This is a genomic window from Cupriavidus sp. SIMBA_020 (assembly GCF_046535395.1).
In the GTDB taxonomy this organism is placed as follows: Bacteria; Pseudomonadota; Gammaproteobacteria; order Burkholderiales; family Burkholderiaceae; genus Cupriavidus; species Cupriavidus campinensis.
Map to the genome: position 1 here is coordinate 310,947 of NZ_JAWRWU010000006.1, position 16,004 is coordinate 326,950.

Annotated in this window: 17 protein-coding genes; 10 read left to right on the forward strand and 7 right to left on the reverse strand. The window is 66.4% G+C overall.

Annotation, left to right across the window (positions count from 1 at the left end; all coding sequences use genetic code 11):
* Nucleotides 1–7: 7 nt before the first annotated feature.
* From SB751_RS14785 to SB751_RS14805, 5 genes are all read right to left on the reverse strand, one after another.
* Complete coding sequence (locus SB751_RS14785; RefSeq protein ID WP_144202327.1) at nt 8–1,021, reverse strand: BMP family protein; 1,014 nt, start codon at nt 1,019–1,021, stop codon at nt 8–10.
* A 73-nt stretch (nt 1,022–1,094) separates the two neighbouring features.
* Nucleotides 1,095–1,766, reverse strand: coding sequence for a TetR/AcrR family transcriptional regulator (locus SB751_RS14790; RefSeq protein ID WP_092300696.1), 672 nt, complete (start codon nt 1,764–1,766; stop codon nt 1,095–1,097).
* Nucleotides 1,766–2,458: a uracil phosphoribosyltransferase gene (gene upp / locus SB751_RS14795; RefSeq protein WP_410748190.1), complete on the reverse strand. Its 693-nt coding sequence runs from the start codon at nt 2,456–2,458 to the stop codon at nt 1,766–1,768. Before upp ends, SB751_RS14790 begins: the two co-directional genes overlap by 1 nt.
* 102 nt (nt 2,459–2,560) lie before the next feature.
* Nucleotides 2,561–3,865 carry a URC4/urg3 family protein gene (locus SB751_RS14800; protein WP_144202331.1) on the reverse strand — a complete coding sequence of 435 codons (1,305 nt, stop codon included), beginning with the start codon at nt 3,863–3,865 and terminating at the stop codon, nt 2,561–2,563.
* Nucleotides 3,862–5,100 (reverse strand): GTP cyclohydrolase II, encoded by a 1,239-nt coding sequence (locus tag SB751_RS14805; protein WP_144202333.1) that lies wholly within the window; start codon nt 5,098–5,100, stop codon nt 3,862–3,864. Before SB751_RS14805 ends, SB751_RS14800 begins: the two co-directional genes overlap by 4 nt.
* Before the next feature lie 284 nt (nt 5,101–5,384).
* On the opposite strand from SB751_RS14805, the gene SB751_RS14810 reads away from it, so the two are divergent.
* On the forward strand, nt 5,385–5,675 hold the full coding sequence (locus SB751_RS14810) for a hypothetical protein (protein WP_410748191.1): 291 nt from the start codon (nt 5,385–5,387) through the stop codon (nt 5,673–5,675).
* Nucleotides 5,676–5,685: 10 nt separating this feature from the next.
* Here the strand turns inward: SB751_RS14810 and SB751_RS14815 are convergent, their stop codons facing one another.
* Nucleotides 5,686–6,780, reverse strand: a complete 1,095-nt coding sequence (locus tag SB751_RS14815) for an acyltransferase family protein (protein WP_211942552.1) — start codon at nt 6,778–6,780, stop codon at nt 5,686–5,688.
* Between the two features lie 729 nt (nt 6,781–7,509).
* On the opposite strand from SB751_RS14815, the gene SB751_RS14820 reads away from it, so the two are divergent.
* From SB751_RS14820 to SB751_RS14830, 3 genes are all read left to right on the forward strand, one after another.
* Nucleotides 7,510–7,842 (forward strand): hypothetical protein, encoded by a 333-nt coding sequence (locus SB751_RS14820; RefSeq protein WP_144202341.1) that lies wholly within the window; start codon nt 7,510–7,512, stop codon nt 7,840–7,842.
* Between the two features lie 106 nt (nt 7,843–7,948).
* Nucleotides 7,949–8,860, forward strand: a complete 912-nt coding sequence (locus SB751_RS14825; RefSeq protein WP_250025924.1) for an amino acid ABC transporter substrate-binding protein — start codon at nt 7,949–7,951, stop codon at nt 8,858–8,860.
* A 176-nt stretch (nt 8,861–9,036) separates the two neighbouring features.
* Nucleotides 9,037–9,315 carry an amino acid ABC transporter permease gene (locus tag SB751_RS14830; protein WP_144202345.1) on the forward strand — a complete coding sequence of 93 codons (279 nt, stop codon included), beginning with the start codon at nt 9,037–9,039 and terminating at the stop codon, nt 9,313–9,315.
* A 95-nt stretch (nt 9,316–9,410) separates the two neighbouring features.
* On the opposite strand, the gene SB751_RS14835 is transcribed toward SB751_RS14830, so the two are convergent.
* Nucleotides 9,411–10,310 carry a hypothetical protein gene (locus SB751_RS14835; protein WP_144202347.1) on the reverse strand — a complete coding sequence of 300 codons (900 nt, stop codon included), beginning with the start codon at nt 10,308–10,310 and terminating at the stop codon, nt 9,411–9,413.
* A 343-nt stretch (nt 10,311–10,653) separates the two neighbouring features.
* Between SB751_RS14835 and SB751_RS14840 the strand changes: the two genes are divergently transcribed.
* From SB751_RS14840 to SB751_RS14865, 6 genes are all read left to right on the forward strand, one after another.
* Nucleotides 10,654–12,390, forward strand: coding sequence for a glycosyltransferase family 39 protein (locus SB751_RS14840; protein ID WP_410748192.1), 1,737 nt, complete (start codon nt 10,654–10,656; stop codon nt 12,388–12,390).
* The gene (locus SB751_RS14845; protein WP_144202352.1) at nt 12,387–12,758 is read left to right on the forward strand and encodes a DMT family transporter; all 372 of its coding nucleotides are present in this window, start codon (nt 12,387–12,389) and stop codon (nt 12,756–12,758) included. Before SB751_RS14840 ends, SB751_RS14845 begins: the two co-directional genes overlap by 4 nt.
* Nucleotides 12,759–12,795: 37 nt before the next feature.
* Entirely contained in the window at nt 12,796–13,971 is a 1,176-nt protein-coding gene (locus SB751_RS14850; RefSeq protein WP_410748193.1) for a DegT/DnrJ/EryC1/StrS family aminotransferase, read from the forward strand.
* Nucleotides 13,950–14,954 carry a glycosyltransferase gene (locus SB751_RS14855; RefSeq protein WP_144202356.1) on the forward strand — a complete coding sequence of 335 codons (1,005 nt, stop codon included), beginning with the start codon at nt 13,950–13,952 and terminating at the stop codon, nt 14,952–14,954. Before SB751_RS14850 ends, SB751_RS14855 begins: the two co-directional genes overlap by 22 nt.
* Entirely contained in the window at nt 14,942–15,886 is a 945-nt protein-coding gene (locus SB751_RS14860) for a formyltransferase (protein ID WP_144202358.1), read from the forward strand. Before SB751_RS14855 ends, SB751_RS14860 begins: the two co-directional genes overlap by 13 nt.
* Nucleotides 15,883–16,004, forward strand: a 122-nt coding sequence (locus tag SB751_RS14865; RefSeq protein ID WP_410748198.1) for an NAD-dependent epimerase/dehydratase family protein, incomplete at its 3' end; no start/stop codon positions are given. The genes SB751_RS14860 and SB751_RS14865, both read left to right, overlap by 4 nt.

The window sequence follows — 16,004 nt, forward strand, 5'->3', positions numbered from 1 at the left end:
CCGGGCGTTACGGCGTGGACTTCGGCTCCGTTTCCACCACCTTGACCGTGAACTTGCCATCGAGGATGGCGCGCTCCTTGGCGCGGACCTTGGCCATCACGTCAGCCGGCACCTTGCCCTCGAAGGTGCCCAGCGGTGCCAGTTCGGCGCCCTTGACCTTCATCAAGGAATACTGGCCGTAGTCCTCGTTCTTGAACTGGCCAGCCTTGACCTTGGCCAGCGCGGCGCCAATCGTCGGCTCCATGTTCCACAGCGCCGAGGCCACCACCGTGGCCGGGTACTGCGGCTGGGTGTTGATCACGTTGCCGATGGCCAGCTTGCCGCGCTCCTTGGCGGCGTCGGAAACCCCAAAGCGCTCGGCGTAGAGCACGTCCGCCCCCTTGTCGATCATGGCGAAGGCCGCTTCCTTGGCCTTGGGCGGATCAAACCAGGAGCCGATGAAGCTCACCGTGAACTTCACCTTCGGGTTCACCTCGCGCGCGCCTTCCATGAACGCGTGCATCAGCCGGTTCACCTCGGGAATGGCATAACCGCCGACCATGCCGATGTGGTTGGTCTTGGTCATGCCGCCCGCGATCATGCCGGTGAGGTAGGACGGTTCCTGGATGTAGTTGTCGAACACCGAGAAATTCGGCGCCTGCGGCTTGCCCGAGGAGCCCATCAGGAAGCCGACCTTCGGGTAGTCCTTGGCCACCTTGCGCGCGGCGGCCTCCACGGCGAACGACTCGCCCACGATCAGCCCCGAGCCCTGCTCCGCGTACTGGCGCAGCACGCGCTCGTAGTCGGCATTCGACACGCTTTCCGAGAACACATAGTCGATCTCGCCGCGCGCCTTGGCTTCGTTCAGCGCCTTGTGGATGCGCGAGACCCACTGCTGCTCCACCGGCACCGTGTACACCGCGGCCACCTTCACTTTTGCCTGGGCGTAGGCCAGCGGCGTGACGCCGAGGGCCACGATACCCGCCAGCGCGGCCCCCGCCGCCACTTTCAGCCAGGTGCGGCGATAGCTTTCAATAGGCATGACTTCACTCCCCTTTCGCGTCGTTGCGCGTGATCGAGTACTGCGTTGGAATTCTTGTTCTTTCTGCCCGGCATCAGGCCATGCCATGCGCGCGGGCGGACGCTGGCTCGAGCCCGCAGCCGCGCAGCAGCAAGGCCACCAGATGCTCGGTGGCCTGCTGGAAGTCCTGGGCGTCCAGCCGCTTCACCCCCAGTACGGCGCAGATCTGGGTTTCGAAGTCGGCATAGGTCTGCGTGGCGGCCCAGATCGTGAAAAACAGGTGCTGCGGATCTACCGCCGCCATCTGCCCGCCGGCGATCCAGGCGCGGATCACCCCCGACTTGCGCGCCACCAGCTCACGGAGTGCCTCACGCAGCACACCACCGATCTCGGGCGCGCCATGGAGCAATTCGTTGGCAAACACGCGCGAGGCGTCCGGGTGGCTGGCGGAAAGCCGCATCTTGGCGCGGATGTAATGCTCCAACGCCACCTCGGGCGGATAGTCCACGCTGATGATGTCCGTCTCGGACAGCCACAGTTGCAGCGTGTGGGCCAGCACCGCGCGATACAGCGCCTGCTTGGTGCGGAAGTAGTAGTGCAGGTTCGACTTCGGCACGCCGGCGCGCAGGGCGATGTCGGCCATCGTCGCCCCGGCGAAGCCCGCGCGGGCGAACACATACTCCGCCGCGCGCAGGATCAGCGCCTCGTTCTCCTGCCGAATGCGGCCGGCCGCTTCGCGGGCGGCGGGCGCGACCAGCGCGTCCATTATTTTGTGCCGTAGAGCCGGTCGCCGGCATCGCCGAGGCCCGGCACGATGTAGCCGTGCTCGTTCAGCTGCTCGTCGATGGCCGCCGTGACGATGGCCACGTCCGGGTGCGCCGCGCGCAGCGCCTGGAGCCCCGGGCGGGAGGCAATCAGGCAGACGTACTTCATGGTCGTCACGCCGGCCTCCTTGAGCCGGTTCAGCGCCGCGATGGCCGAGTTGCCGGTGGCCAGCATCGGGTCCACCACGATCACCATGCGTTCATGGATGTCTTCCGGCATCTTGAAGTAATACTCGATGGGCTCCAGCGTTTCCGGGTCACGGTAGAGCCCGATATGGCCAACGCGCGCGGCGGGCAGGAGGTCGAGCATGCCGTCCAGGAAGCCGTTGCCGGCGCGCAGGATCGACACCAGGCAGAGCTTCTTGCCCGACAGCACCGGCGACATCATCGGCGCGATCGGCGTCTTGATGGCGATGGTCTCCATCGCCAGGTCACGCGTGGCCTCGTAGGTCAGCAGCTGGCTGATCTCGCGCACCAGGCGGCGGAAGTTGTCGGTGGTGGTGTCCTCGCTGCGCGCCAGCGTGACCTTGTGCTGCACCAGCGGGTGATTGACCACCATCACCATGGGGGACGGCGACGTCTCAGTATCGGCAATGGCTTGCGCGGCCGTGGGCACGGCGGACAGGTCATTCATGGTGCGCTCCTTGGGTCGACTCGCTGGTGTTATCAGGCACGACGGGCCACTGGCCCGCCGCGCCCGGCTGCCTGCAAAAATGTTGGTGAAAACCGGTCCTCGTCAGAACACCGTACCGTCGCTCTGGATTGCGAACGGGGGCGTGCCGCCCGGCCTGCGCTGCGCGGCAATGCGCCGGCCCGCGGCCCAGGTGCCGCCCTCCAGAACCCGCGCCAGCGGGAAATCCTCCTGGGTGACGCCGAGCGCCTGCCGCACCCCTTCGGCCACGAGGTCGAGCCCGGTCACGGTCAGCGCGCGCCATTCCACAATCACCGGCTCATCCACCGTGTGCGTGCCCGCCGCGAAATCGGGGTTGCGCGGCACCATCAGCTCGAAGTCGAACAGCAGGCCGCCGTTGCGGTACTCGGGCAGGCCGGTCAGGGCGTCGAGCCCGGTGACGGTGAGGCCGGCGTCCTCGAGCGGCTCCAGCAGCGAATAGGTCAGCCACTGGGTGAGCTTGTGGAACGGCACCAGCCCGTCCGGCGCGGCTTCGTGGCGCCAGCAATCGCCCAGCGAGATGCCATCGAGCTGCACGCGGCCCGGCCAGACCGGCCCGAGCGCCACCAGCAGCGTGCGCAGCACGAAGCTGGCCTCGATGCGGCCATCGACGGCATGTTTGGCCAGGTAGTCGTACAGATTGCCGAGCCGGGCCGGCGTGCCGAAGACGGCCGGGGTGGCCTGCACCACCTCGCCCAGCCGGCGCAACAGGCCGGCGCGGCCTTCCAGGCCCACCAGCGGGTTGTGCGCGGCCACCTGGAAGGCGGTGGCGATGGTCGAGGCATCCATGCGCGCCAGCCGTTCGCCATCGGCGCGCAGCGGATCGCCATGCTCTGCGGAGAAACCGCCCCGCGCGAAGAGATCGAAGCTGGCCACGCCGAGCCCTTCGGAGCGGGTCAGCATCAGGTCGCTGGCCGGGTCGCGGTAGCGCCAGTCGGGGCCGGCACCGGCATCGAGCAGCACGCTCGGAATCACTAGATCGATACCGATGCGCGCGCGTTCCTCGCAATGGTCGGCGCCAGACATGCCCGCCCGCTCGCACAGAATCTGCCAGCGGTCGAGCTTCTCCTCGCCCGGGCCGCCGCTCTCGAAATGGCGCCAGCGGCTGTGGTACGGCACCTTGAGGTCGCGGTAGCGGCGCCGGATGGTGGCCGCCACGTAGTCCGCCACGGCGTGCACCCGGTCTGGATGCCACGTAAAGAGCGCCGACTCGCCCGACGCCACGTACTCCGTTACGACGGCGCACCGGCTGCGCACGGCCTCCGCGCACAACAGGGCCGAGGCGGGATGGCCGGGCGGCACCGGGGTGTGCCAGCCGCTGCCATCGTCATCGATCCGTGCGTCCTGCCCGCCTTCGGGATACTGGTTCATTCGTTCAACCCCCTGCCCTTTGCCAGGGCGAGTTCGTCGGCGTCAGGCGGCGTGTACCGCGTGAAGTACCCCGCCGCCACCTTTGCATCGATTTCCACGCGCGCGTCGGCCGGGATCAGCGCCTCGGGGATGGCCACCTGCTCCACCACCTCGATGCCCTGCGCGGTCAGCGCGCCATGTTTCATATTGCTCATGGACGCCCAGCGGTCGATCCGCCGGATGCCCAGCCAGTGGAAGACGTCGGGCATCAGTTCCTGGAACCGCATGTCCTGCACCCCCGCCACGCATTCGGTCCGCGCGAAGTAGGTCTCGGCACGGTCGCCGCCCACCTGGCGCTTGCGCGCGTTGTAGACCAGGAACTTGGTCACCTCGCCCAACGCGCGGCCCTCCTTTCGGTTATAGACCACCAGGCCCACGCCGCCCTGCTGCGCCATCTCGATACAAACCTCGATGCCGTGCGCCAGATAGGGCCTGCACGTGCAGATATCGGACCCGAAGACATCCGATCCATTGCATTCGTCGTGCACGCGGCAGGCCACGCGGGTCTCCGGCTGGCCCAACTTGGCCACATCGCCGAAGAAATAGAGCGTCATGCCACCGATGGGAGGCAGGAAGACCTTGAGATCAGGCCGCGTCACGAGTTCCGGGAACATGCCGCCGGTCTGCTCGAACAGGCTGCGCCGCAGGATGCTTTCCTTGATATCGAAGCGCCGCGCCAGCCCCGGCAGGTACCAGACCGGGTCCACGGCAGCCTTGGTCACGCGCACATCGCCATTGGGATAGAGGATCTCGCCATCGGGCACCAGACGGCCGGCGGCAATGGCCGCCGTCAGCTCCGGCATATTGATATGGGCGCGCGTGACGGCAATGGTCGGGCGGATGTCCACGCCGGCGGCGATCCGGTCTGCGAAGACGGTGGAGACGAGGTGGCCCCAGGGGTCGAGCGACACGATCTTGTCCGGATCGCCCCACTGGGCATGGGGCCCGATGGACTCGGCCGGCGCCGTGTCGGTCAAATCCGGACGATGCGCGCGCTGCAGGCTGCCCGAGGCCACCGCCAGCGCGCGATAGATCGCATAGGCCCCGGCGTGGGTGCCGATCACATTGCGGCGCGTGGGGTCCGTGAGGCTGGCGATGACCGGTCCACGCTCGGCCGCCGTGGGGGCGCCCCAGTGGATCGGCTCGGCCGGCTTGTCGCGGCGCGCGTGCGAGGTCAGGACGATGTGATCGGACATGACAGCCTCTTCCCCGGATGCCCCGGTATCAGGAATCCTGACCAAATGGTCAGGTTTGTATCTCCATACTAGGCAACGTTCGTGCCATCGCCCAAGTGGGGTTGTTACGGTAGGTGTTGCGCCGAACGCACCGTGGCAGTGCGTTGCCCGCGCCAAGGCGAGGCGGCGGGCACCATCAGGGCGATGGGCTAATTTCGTATTTCGGCTATGTCGAGGTCGATGCGCATTTTCCATACTGGCTGAGTCGCGCCCCAGATGGGGCCAGCCACAGCATGGAGTACATCGTGAAATTACTATCCGCCTTAGCGGCAGTCGCCGCATCCATCAGCGTATTGACGCCCGTGGCGGCGCACGCGGCATCGGCTAGCCCGCTGCCTGCGTCCTGCGTGACGGTGCCGGCGCAGGCCGGCGAGGCCCAGCGCGCACCCGGGCCGCGCGTCCGGTGTGTGCTGCCCTCGGGCAAGGCAACGGGCATGGTGCCCGTGGGCGGGATGTCGCACGGTGCGCCCGCGGACTGGAACCGGGTGATCGAGGACCCGACCGCCCGCAAGACGCTGGCGCCGACTTACAGCTGAAGGACCGAAGTCAGGCTTCGGAAGTGACCGACTTCTCGCGCGTCGGCCAGATCGCCTCGCGCAGCACCTGAAGGACATCGACCGATTCCACATAGCGATGGAACACCGCCCCGGCCAGGTTGCTGGCGACCCAGGCGGCGCCCATGCCCAGTGCATTGAGCACGGGCTGGCCCGGCGCAAGGTGAGAAACCGCCGCGTTGACCACCAGACAGACCGGAAAATGGACCAGGAAGACTGAATAGGAAATCTTGCCGAAATAGGCCCAGAAACCCGCCAGACGACCGCCGGGCCAGCGCTCCAGCCAGTCCCCGCGCCGGGAGATGGCCAGTAGCAGCGCCGTGGCCAGCGCCACCGCGATGCGCAGCCGGAAGTCCACCACCAGCGCCGCCACGCCTACCGAGGCCAGCAGGATCAGCGCCATCGGCGAGCGCTCCGGGTTCGACACCCAGTACGCCAGCGTGCCCATGCCATAGGCACCGAAGAAATAGATCGCCCAGATATCCCAGCTGGCATCGCGGTTGAACCAGAACAGCGACGCCACGGCCAGTGCACCCACCAGCGCCATGCCCCACGGCAGGCGCCGGCCCGGCGCGGCGCGTGCCACCCACAGCACGATCACCAGCAGCGCGAACAGTTGCAGGTCGATGGCGATATACCAGACGCCGGCGGACAACGCGTCCACATCGAGAATGTTGTGCAGCAGCAGCAGATGCGCGACGAACTGCGTCAGATGCGGGGCAGCCGGAATGGAGTCATGTGTCATCCAGGCGCGCGCGAGCGCAGCCCCGGCAATCGCCACGAGGATGGCGGCGGCAAACGGCACCACCAGCTTCTGGTAACGACGCCAGATCGTCCCCAGCGGATTCGCGGCGGTCAGGAAGCCGCCCGGCGCCAGGCTGCGCGCGGCCAGGAAGCCGCTGACGACAAGAAAGACCTGCACGGCAATGCGCGCATAGTCGGCCAGCCAGCTGATCAGCCCCGGGGCGAGGGACTGCGCGGCATCGGACATCGGCCCGTAGAAGGCCAGATGGTGCAACACGATCAGCTGTGAGCTGACCGCCTTCAGCGCGTCTATGCACGCCAAACGAGAAGGACGGGTGCCCATTTGTTATGAGTACGATACAAAGGTGCGGGATTGTACCTTGTTGGTGCAGGGAGGGATGGGGGTCAAAGGTTACGGGTGTAACAAGGTTAGGCGTTCCGGCGCGCCGGCCATGATGGAAGTCAAACCATGCACGAGTTTTGGGCGGGTCTGATAGACCGCTCAGGCAGGGCGAGGGTAGAAAGTCTGCTGGTTCAACCCCGGTGCTACAGACCCGCGCATGGAAAACGAAATCAGAAACAATCATTTTCTGCGGCGGGACCTCGAAGCTTCTGGATCTCGAAGGAACTGCCCGACGCATCGATATGAGGCGGGCCAGACTGTTATTCGACGGGAGAGTGCTGCATTGGATCGAAAACGGGAATGGCAGGCGGTGGTCCGCCACATCGGGGAAATCCGGATTCAATACCAAGGAGTACCAGGCGGACGGGTATAGCGGACCCATTCCCGAAGGACGATATCTGGCCCTCCAAAGCGACTTCCAGAAATGGGAGGAAACCAACATCTTTAACCGCGCGGCTTGCGTTTTGAAATACATCAACTGGGACAAGGGACGGTGGCCAGGCTGCACGATAGCCTGGGGGCGAAGACGCGTAGGCCTGCGTCCGTTGCCGGGAACGGTGTTACACGGACGCAGCGGCTTCACCATTCATGGCGGGTGGTTTCCAGGGTCAGCGGGCTGCATTGATCTGACCAGTTCGATGGATTCGTTCGCAAAAGAGTTTATGTATTATGCCAAAAACATGGAACTGGAAGTTCGCTATTAAATGCGTGCTGGGGACTATTCTCGGGTTCATCGCCTTTATCGAGCCCTTCGAAATATGGAGCGCATGGACCGTGCCGCATGAGTACCCATTTGGCGCAGAAGGCCCGGCGGCTTCGATGTGGGCGTATAAATCACAGCAAAACTACCTGATCGCGTGCGTCGCCACATGGACCACCAGCACCCTCGCCCTCTGGTCCCTGCTTGCCAGGCGCGCCCGAATGCGGACCCGCATCCTGTGCGCGCTCCCCTTTGCCGTGGTCTGGGCGCTGATGGCCTACGACGGCTCCCAGCTGACCTAGGGCAGCCCGTTCCCCAAAACCGGGCATTTGCTTATGACGAGAATATCCTTCCTGCGTCGCAGGCTCGGGTATACCCTTGCCGCTTTCGTCAGCGCCCCAATCCCACATGTCGCCGTTTGCCTCGTTTTCGTCCCTGCAACGCCTGATCGCCGCCGCTGCCCTGCTCGCCGGGGTGGTGGCGCCTGCCGCCGCCCATGCCGATAGTCCGGTCCTCAACAAGATTCGTGAGACGGGCACGATTACGCTCGGCTACCGGGAGTCGGCGCTGCCGTTCTCGTTTGCCGATGACAAGGGGCAGCCGGCCGGGTATGCGGTGGATCTGTGCCTGCGTGCTGCCGAGGCCGCGCGGGTGAAGGCGGGATTGAAGGACATCAAGGTGCGCTGGCTGCCGCTGACGCCGCAGAACCGCATTCCGGCCGTCGTCAACGGGCTGGTGGACCTCGACTGCGCGCCCAATACCAATACGCTGGAGCGCCAGAAACAGGTGGCGTTCAGCGTCTCGCACTATGTATCCACCGTGCGGATGCTGGTGCGGGCCGATTCGGGCATCAAGTCGTTCGAGGACCTGCGCGGCAAGACCGTGGTGACCAGCGCCGGCTCCACCGGCGACCGCCACGTGCGGCGCCTGAAGGCCGATTATGGCTATCGGGACGTCTACGCCAAGGATCACGGCGAATCGTTCCTGCTGCTGGAGACGGGCCGCGCCCAGGCTTTCGTCATGGACGATGTGCTGCTGGCCGGGCTGCGCGCCAAGTCGAAGGACCCGTCGCAGTTCGTGATCGTCGGCCCGGCGCTGTCCGTGGAGCAGAACGCGCTGATGATGTCCAAGGCTGACCCGGAGTGGAAGCGGCTGGTCGATCAGGCGCTGGCCGCCACGTTCGCCTCGCCGGACGCCGCCGCGCTGCAAAAGCGCTGGTTCCAGCAGCCGATTGGCGCGCGTGGCACCAACCTCGCGCTGGCGCCTTCGACCGAGGTCACCCTGGCCTGGAAGCACCCCTCTGACGCCGTGACCGAATAAGCACTTTCTGCGATCCAGCACGGGGCGGCACACTGCTGCCGCCCCCGGAAAACCCCTGAGTTGACGGCTTCGCCGGGCTTGGACACACTGCCCCGAGCGTGGCTGACATGCCGTTTACTGGCCGGTAAGCCCGCACAACGCGAACCGCCGGAAGGCGGCACCATTCAGGAGATCCCATGAACAAGATCATCGCCACCGCAGTTGCGCTGGGCCTGGCTACCGCCTCCGTGGCGGCCATCGCACAGGACAAGAAGCAGTTCGACCCGTACTCGCAAGGCGCGAAGGCTGGCGAGAAATTCGACACCTACAGCCAGGGTGCGAAGTCCGGCGACAAGTTCGACCCGTACAGCCAGGGCGCGAACAAGAGCACGCGCGCGGATCTGGTGGACCAGTCGGGCCAGCCGAAGAAGGACAAGGCCAAGAAGACCACCAAGAAGCCCACGCAGGGCAACTGACTGGCCGCTTGCAGGCCAAGCTGGCCACGGATCTTCCCGTGCGGAAGCAGACCCCCCAAGGTATTGGGGGGTTTTTTATTGGGCGGACGCTGGCCTCAGCGCCCCGCTGTGGCCTCGGGGTCGAGCATCTCCAGCGAGGTCACGTCCACGCGCTGGACCTTGTTGTTCTGGCGGACTTCGGTGCGCAGCACGAAGGCCTCCATCGGGCAGTACCAGTCGGTGACGTGCAGCACGCTCGGCTCCAGTTGCAGGATCTCGTCGCCCACCATCAGCGGCCCCAGCGAGGTGCGCTTCTCATACGTGATGGGCATGCACTCCTTGCGCCCCATCACGGTATTGATCATCTGGCGGCGCCCCACCGTGCGCGAGCCGACGATGATCGAGGCATGCAGCGCCTGCATCGTGCCCACCACCTCGTCGGCGCCGAGCGGGTAGATCTTCAGCGAGACGCTCGACTGAAAGGTCTCGCCCTCCAGCATCGCCCCCTCCTTGATCTCCACGCCGGCATAGTTGAAGACGCCGCTGCCCGTGAAGGACGCCTCGCCGAACATCCGCGCATAACGCGCCCGGGCGTTGATCACCGCGTTGCGGCTGTCGATGCGCGTGCGCATGGTGGCGCTGCTGCGGTCGATATTGATCTCGTGCACCTGGTCCATCACCACCGGGGGGCCCATCAGCGCCGACAGCGCCGACTTGGAGCGCACTTCAAGCTGGGCGCTGCAGCCCCGCGCCGTGCGCATGACGTCGCGCAGGGTCATGGTGATCGACATCGGCATCTCGCCGTCGCCTTCCATCTGCACGCGGGAGCCAGAGCGGAACCAGGGGGCGTCGCACAGCGCTGCGCCGGCGGGCATGGGCACGGGGGAGATGCCGGCGACGGGCACGGCATCGGTGGACTGGGCGGCTTGGGCAGCCGGCTCCGACGCCTGTGAATGTGCTCCATTCGCCACTGCAAGCAGGCTAAAACAGAGACAGGACATCAGGGCCGTTTTCATCGTAGTTTCCTGAGTATTCGACAGCTATTTTCGACAAACCGGTCGGCTGGAACAAATTGCTTCACAGCGCTGCCGCCAGTATTGCGCGAATCCGCCACACGGGGAATCCCGGCCGGTGGTGACGCCGGCGCGGCATGCTAACATTGCGCGCCAATTTGTGACCTGGCGAGGCAGCAAATCGGCCATGGCCGGGCATTAGAGGGGAACCCGGCCTCGGCCCCGAGGTTCTCACCGCTGCGCGAAATGCGTGTCCACCGAATTCAGCCTTGCGGCGTTGTGTGGTGTCTGCTGCACAACCAGGGGCCCACATCGCTTCCGGTTCGCCGGCCATTTCAGGAGAGTTATGCGTAGTTTCACGCCCTCGCGCTATGCCGGGCTACCCGTCGGCATGATTGTCCTGGTCGTCATCGCAATCTTGCTGGTCTGGTTCGGCACGCTCGACGCCCGTCACCTGCTGAAGCCGGATGAAGGCCGCTACGCGGAGATCTCCCGCGAGATGTTCGCCAGCGGCGACTGGGTGACCATCCGCTACAACGCGCTGAAGTACTTCGAGAAGCCCCCGTTCCACCTGTGGGTCACCACGCTGGCCTACGAGGCCTTCGGCGTGGGCGACTGGCAGGCACGGCTGTGCGTGGCGCTCTCCGGCTTCCTCGGCCTGGGCGTCACGGTGCTCGCCGCCACGCGCTGGTTCGGCGCGCGCGCCGGCCTGCTGGCCGGGCTGGCCCTGCTGGCGGCGCCGATGTGGAGCATCGCCGGCCATTTCAATTCCCTCGACATGACACTGTCCGGCGCGCTCGCATGCGTGCTGGCCTGCATGATGCTTGCCCAGCATCCGGAGGCCACGCCCGCCGCCCGTCGCGGCTGGATGCTGGCCTGCTGGGTCGCCATGGGCGTCGCCATCCTGACCAAGGGTTTGGTCGGCATCGCGCTGCCGGGCCTCGCCCTTGTGGTGTACACCTTGATCACGCGCGATCTGGGCCTGTGGCGGCGCCTGCATCTGGTGTCCGGCATCGTCGCCATGCTGGTCGTCACGGTGCCCTGGTTCTGGCTGATTTCATCGCGTAATCCGGAATTCCCGCATTTCTTCTTCATTCACGAGCACTGGGAGCGCTATACGTCCACCGTGCATGCGCGCAAGGGCACGCCGTTGTACTTCGTGCCGCTGCTGCTGCTGGGGTTCCTGCCGTGGCTGGGGCTGACGCCGCGCATGTGGACCGCCGTGCGCGAGCGCGCCGGGGCCGAGCGCGGGGCCGGCGGCAAGCCGTTCCAGCCGGCGCTGATGGCGCTGGTCTGGGCCGTGGCCATCTTCGTGTTCTTCAGCCTTTCCGGCTCCAAGCTGCCCGGTTACATCGTGCCGATCTTCCCTGCGCTGGCGATGCTGGCCGGCGTGGCGCTGGACGACATCACCGAGCGCTCCTGGCAGCGCCAGATCAACGCGCTGATGGTGCTGGCCGTGGCGGGGCTGCTGGCCACGCCATATGTAGCCACGCTGGATCGCCCCTCCAACCCGAACGAGGTCTTCCGCACGTTTGCCGTGTACACGGGCGTTGCGTTTGCCGTACTCTTGGGCGGCACGATACTGGCGCGCAAGCTGTTGCAGTCACGTGGCCTGTTTCCCAGCATCACGGCGGGGGCGCTGGCGATGTTCCTGACCTGCACGATCGGCCTGATGGGGCATGAAGTCATGGGCCGGCGGGCATCCGGCGTAGACCTGGTACCCGCCATCCGTGCCGTGCTGAAAGACGATATGCCCCTGTATGGCGTGCGGGTGCTGGACCATACCCTGCCGTTCTACCTGGGCCATACGCTGACGATGGTGGAGGAGCCCGATGAGCTTGAATTTGGCGTGCAGCAGGCCCCGGACCAGTGGATTCCCACGCTGGACCAGTTCATCGCGCGCTGGCGCGACGGCCAGCCCGCGCTGGGCATCATGGACCCGGGCCTCTACGCCGAACTGTCGGCCCGGCAGGTCCCGATGCATGTGGTGGCGCGCGATAGCCGGCGCGTCGTGGTCAGCAACTTTTCGCCGTCCGGAGCCCCGGCCCCGGCAGGCACTCCGGAACCCAAGCCCGCGTCATGACGCTTTCGACTTTTGCTTTCATCCTGACCGGCGTGCTGCTCAACGCCGCCGCACAGTTGCTGCTCAAGGCCGGCACCAATGCCGTGGGGGCCATCACGCTGGACCGCGCCACGCTGCTTACCACGGCCTTCCGCGTGCTGACGCAATGGCCGGTGATCGGCGGCCTGACGCTGTACGTGGTCAGCGTGGCGGTGTGGATCGTCGGGCTGTCGCGCGTGGACGTGTCCATCGCCTACCCCATGCTCTCGCTGGGCTACGTGGTCAACGCGCTGGCGGCCTGGTGGCTGTTTGGCGAGATGATCGGTCCCTTGCGCGTGGCCGGCATCCTGCTGATACTGGCCGGAGTTTTCCTGATTGCACGATCCTGAACGGGCGCGCCTGAGCCCCCGTGCCCCACTAAGAACCATGACCGTTACCGCAGCCCAGCCCTTCCTGCCGTTCGTGCGGCCCGAGATCGACCCCGAGACCATTGCCGAGGTCGGCAAGGTGCTTGCCTCCGGATGGATCACTTCCGGCCCGAAGATGCAGGCGTTTGAAGCGGCGCTGTCCGACGTGTTCGGCGGCCGGCCGGTGCGGACGTTCGCCAACGGCTCTGCCACGATGGAGATCGCCCTGCGCGTGGCCAATATCGGCCCGGGCGACGAAGTCATCACCACGCCGATCACCTGGGTGGCCACGGCCAACGTGGTGCTCGCCGTGGGCGCCCGCCCGGTGTTCGTCGATATCGACCCGCGCACCCGCAACCTCGACCTGGACGCCGTGGAGGCCGCCATCACGCCGCGCACGCGGGCCATCATGCCGGTCTACCTGTCCGGCCTGCCCGTGGACATGGACCGGCTCTACGCCATCGCCGGCAAGCACCAGTTGCGCGTGATCGAGGATGCCGCCCAGGCCATCGATTCCCGCTGGCGCGGCCAGCGCATCGGCGCCTTTGGCGACCTGGCCAGCTTCAGCTTCCAGGCGAACAAGAACATCACCACCGTCGAAGGCGGCTGCCTGGTGCTGAACTCGCCCGAGGAAGCCCTGCGCGCCGAGCGCCTGCGCCTGCAAGGCGTGATCCGCACGGGCATGGACGGCATGGACGTGGAGGAGCCGGGCGGCAAGTTCAACCTGACCGACGTCAACGCTGCCATCGGGCTGGCGCAGCTGCCGAAGCTCGCCGCCATCACCGCCAAGCGCGCCGCGCTGGCCGAGACCTACTTCCGCTGCGCCGCAGACACGGGGCTGGCCGAGCTTGGCATCGAGCTGCCGCTGCCGCTGGACCCCGTCGGCGCCACCACCAACTGGCACATGTTCCAGGTGGTACTGCCCACGGACCGCCTGCGCGGCGGCCCGGCGCAAGCACGCAGCCACGTGATGGAGGCGCTGCGCGAGCAAGGCATCGGCACGGGTGTCCACTATCCGCCCATCCACCTGTTTACTTACTACCGCTCACTCGGCTGGCGCGAAGGCATGCTGCCCCACGCCGAGCGCATCGGACGCGGCATCGTCACGCTGCCGCTGTTTCCTGCCATGCATGCCACCGACGTGGAGCGGGTATGCGCAACTCTCAGCGAAACATGCAAACGCCTTTCTCTCTAAGCCCCGTCGAGGTCTCGGTCGTCGTCCCCGTCTACAACGAGGAGGATGGCCTGCAGGCGCTGTTCGATCGCCTTTATCCGGCGATGGACGCCATGGGCGAGTCGTACGAGCTGATCTTCATCAACGACGGCAGCCATGACCGCTCCCCGCAGATCCTGGCGGCGCAGTTCCACAAGCGCCCGGACGTCACACGCGTGGTGCTGTTCAACGGCAACTTTGGTCAGCACATGGCCATCCTGGCCGGGTTCGAGCACACGCGCGGGCGCATCGTCATCACGCTTGACGCGGACCTGCAGAACCCGCCCGAGGAAATCCCGCGCCTGGTGGCCGCCATGCGCCAGGGCCACGACTACGTGGGCACCATCCGCCGCCAGCGCAACGACACGGCGTTCCGACGCTACGCGTCGCGCGCGATGAACCAGCTGCGCGAGCGCATCACCAAGATCAAGATGACGGACCAGGGCTGCATGCTGCGCGCCTACGACCGCAACATCATCGACACGATCAACGCCTGCCGCGAGGTCAACACCTTCATCCCGGCGCTGGCGTACACGTTCTCGTCCAATCCGGTCGAGATCGAGGTGGGCCACGAGCAGCGCTTCGCCGGGGAGTCCAAGTATTCGCTTTACCAGCTGATCCGCCTCAACTTCGACCTCGTCACCGGCTTCTCGATCGTGCCGCTGCAGTGGTTCTCGGCCATCGGCACGCTGCTGTCGATCTCGTCGGCGGGCCTGTTCGTCGTGCTGCTGATTCGGCGCTTCCTGCTCGGCTCGGAAGTGCAGGGTGTGTTCACCCTGTTCGCCCTGAACTTCTTCCTCGTCGGCATCATGCTGTTCGGCATTGGCCTGCTTGGCGAATACGTGGGCCGGATCTACCAGGAAGTGCGCGACCGCCCGCGCTACCGCATCCAGGCCGTGCTCGAGCGTGACCCGCTCAAGACCCCGGAAGACCACAACGCCGTGGAGGAATCGTGCGCGCGGTAGTCTTTGCGTACCACAACGTCGGCGACCGCTGCCTGCGCGTGCTGCACGCGCGGGGCGTAGACGTGGCGCTGGTGATCACCCATCGTGACCGGCCCGACGAGAACATCTGGTTCCGCCGCGTGGCCGATACCGCCGTGGAACTGGGCATCCCCTTCCTGCATGGCGAAGACCCGACCGACCCGGCCCTGGCCGAGGCCGTGCGCGCCGCCCGGCCCGATGTCATCTTCTCGTTCTACTACCGGGCGATGATTCCGGCCGAGGTGCTGGCCATCGCGCCGCACGGCGCGTTCAACATGCATGGCTCCCTGCTGCCCAAGTATCGCGGCCGCGTGCCGGTGAACTGGGCCGTGCTGCACGGCGAGACCGAGACCGGGGCCACGCTGCACGCGATGGAAGCCAAGCCCGACGCCGGCTATATCGTCGACCAGACTGCCGTGCCGATCCTGCCCGACGACACCGCCGGCGAGGTCTTCGAGAAGGTCACCGTCGCCGCCGAGCAGACGCTCTGGCGCGCCCTGCCGGCCATGATGAGCGGCCATACGCCCAAGCGCCCCAACCGGCTCGCCGATGGCAGCTACTTCTCGGGCCGCAGGCCCGAGGACGGCCGTATCGACTGGCGCCAGCCGGCATCTGCCGTCTACAACCTGATTCGCGCGGTGGCGCCGCCCTACCCGGGCGCGTTCACCGAGCTGGCCGGCCATCGCCTGATCGTGGCCGCCGCGCGCCGCCTGCCCGCCCTGCCATCGACCGCCGCGCTGCCTCCCGGGCTGCACGTGGCCGATGACCGCATCGTCGCCGTCTGCGGCGACGGTGGCCTGCTGCATATCCGTACGCTGCTGGAAGGCGCCTCCGCCGACCACGCCGCGCCGGTTACCGTTTCCGCCCTTCAATCCATCATCGCAACTGCACAGTCCAGAGAGGAAAACCGATGAAAAAGGTCCTGATTCTTGGTGTCAACGGCTTCATCGGCCACCACCTCACGCGCCGCATCCTGGAGACCACCGACTGGGAGGTCTACGGCATGGACATGGCCTCCGACCGCCTCGGCGA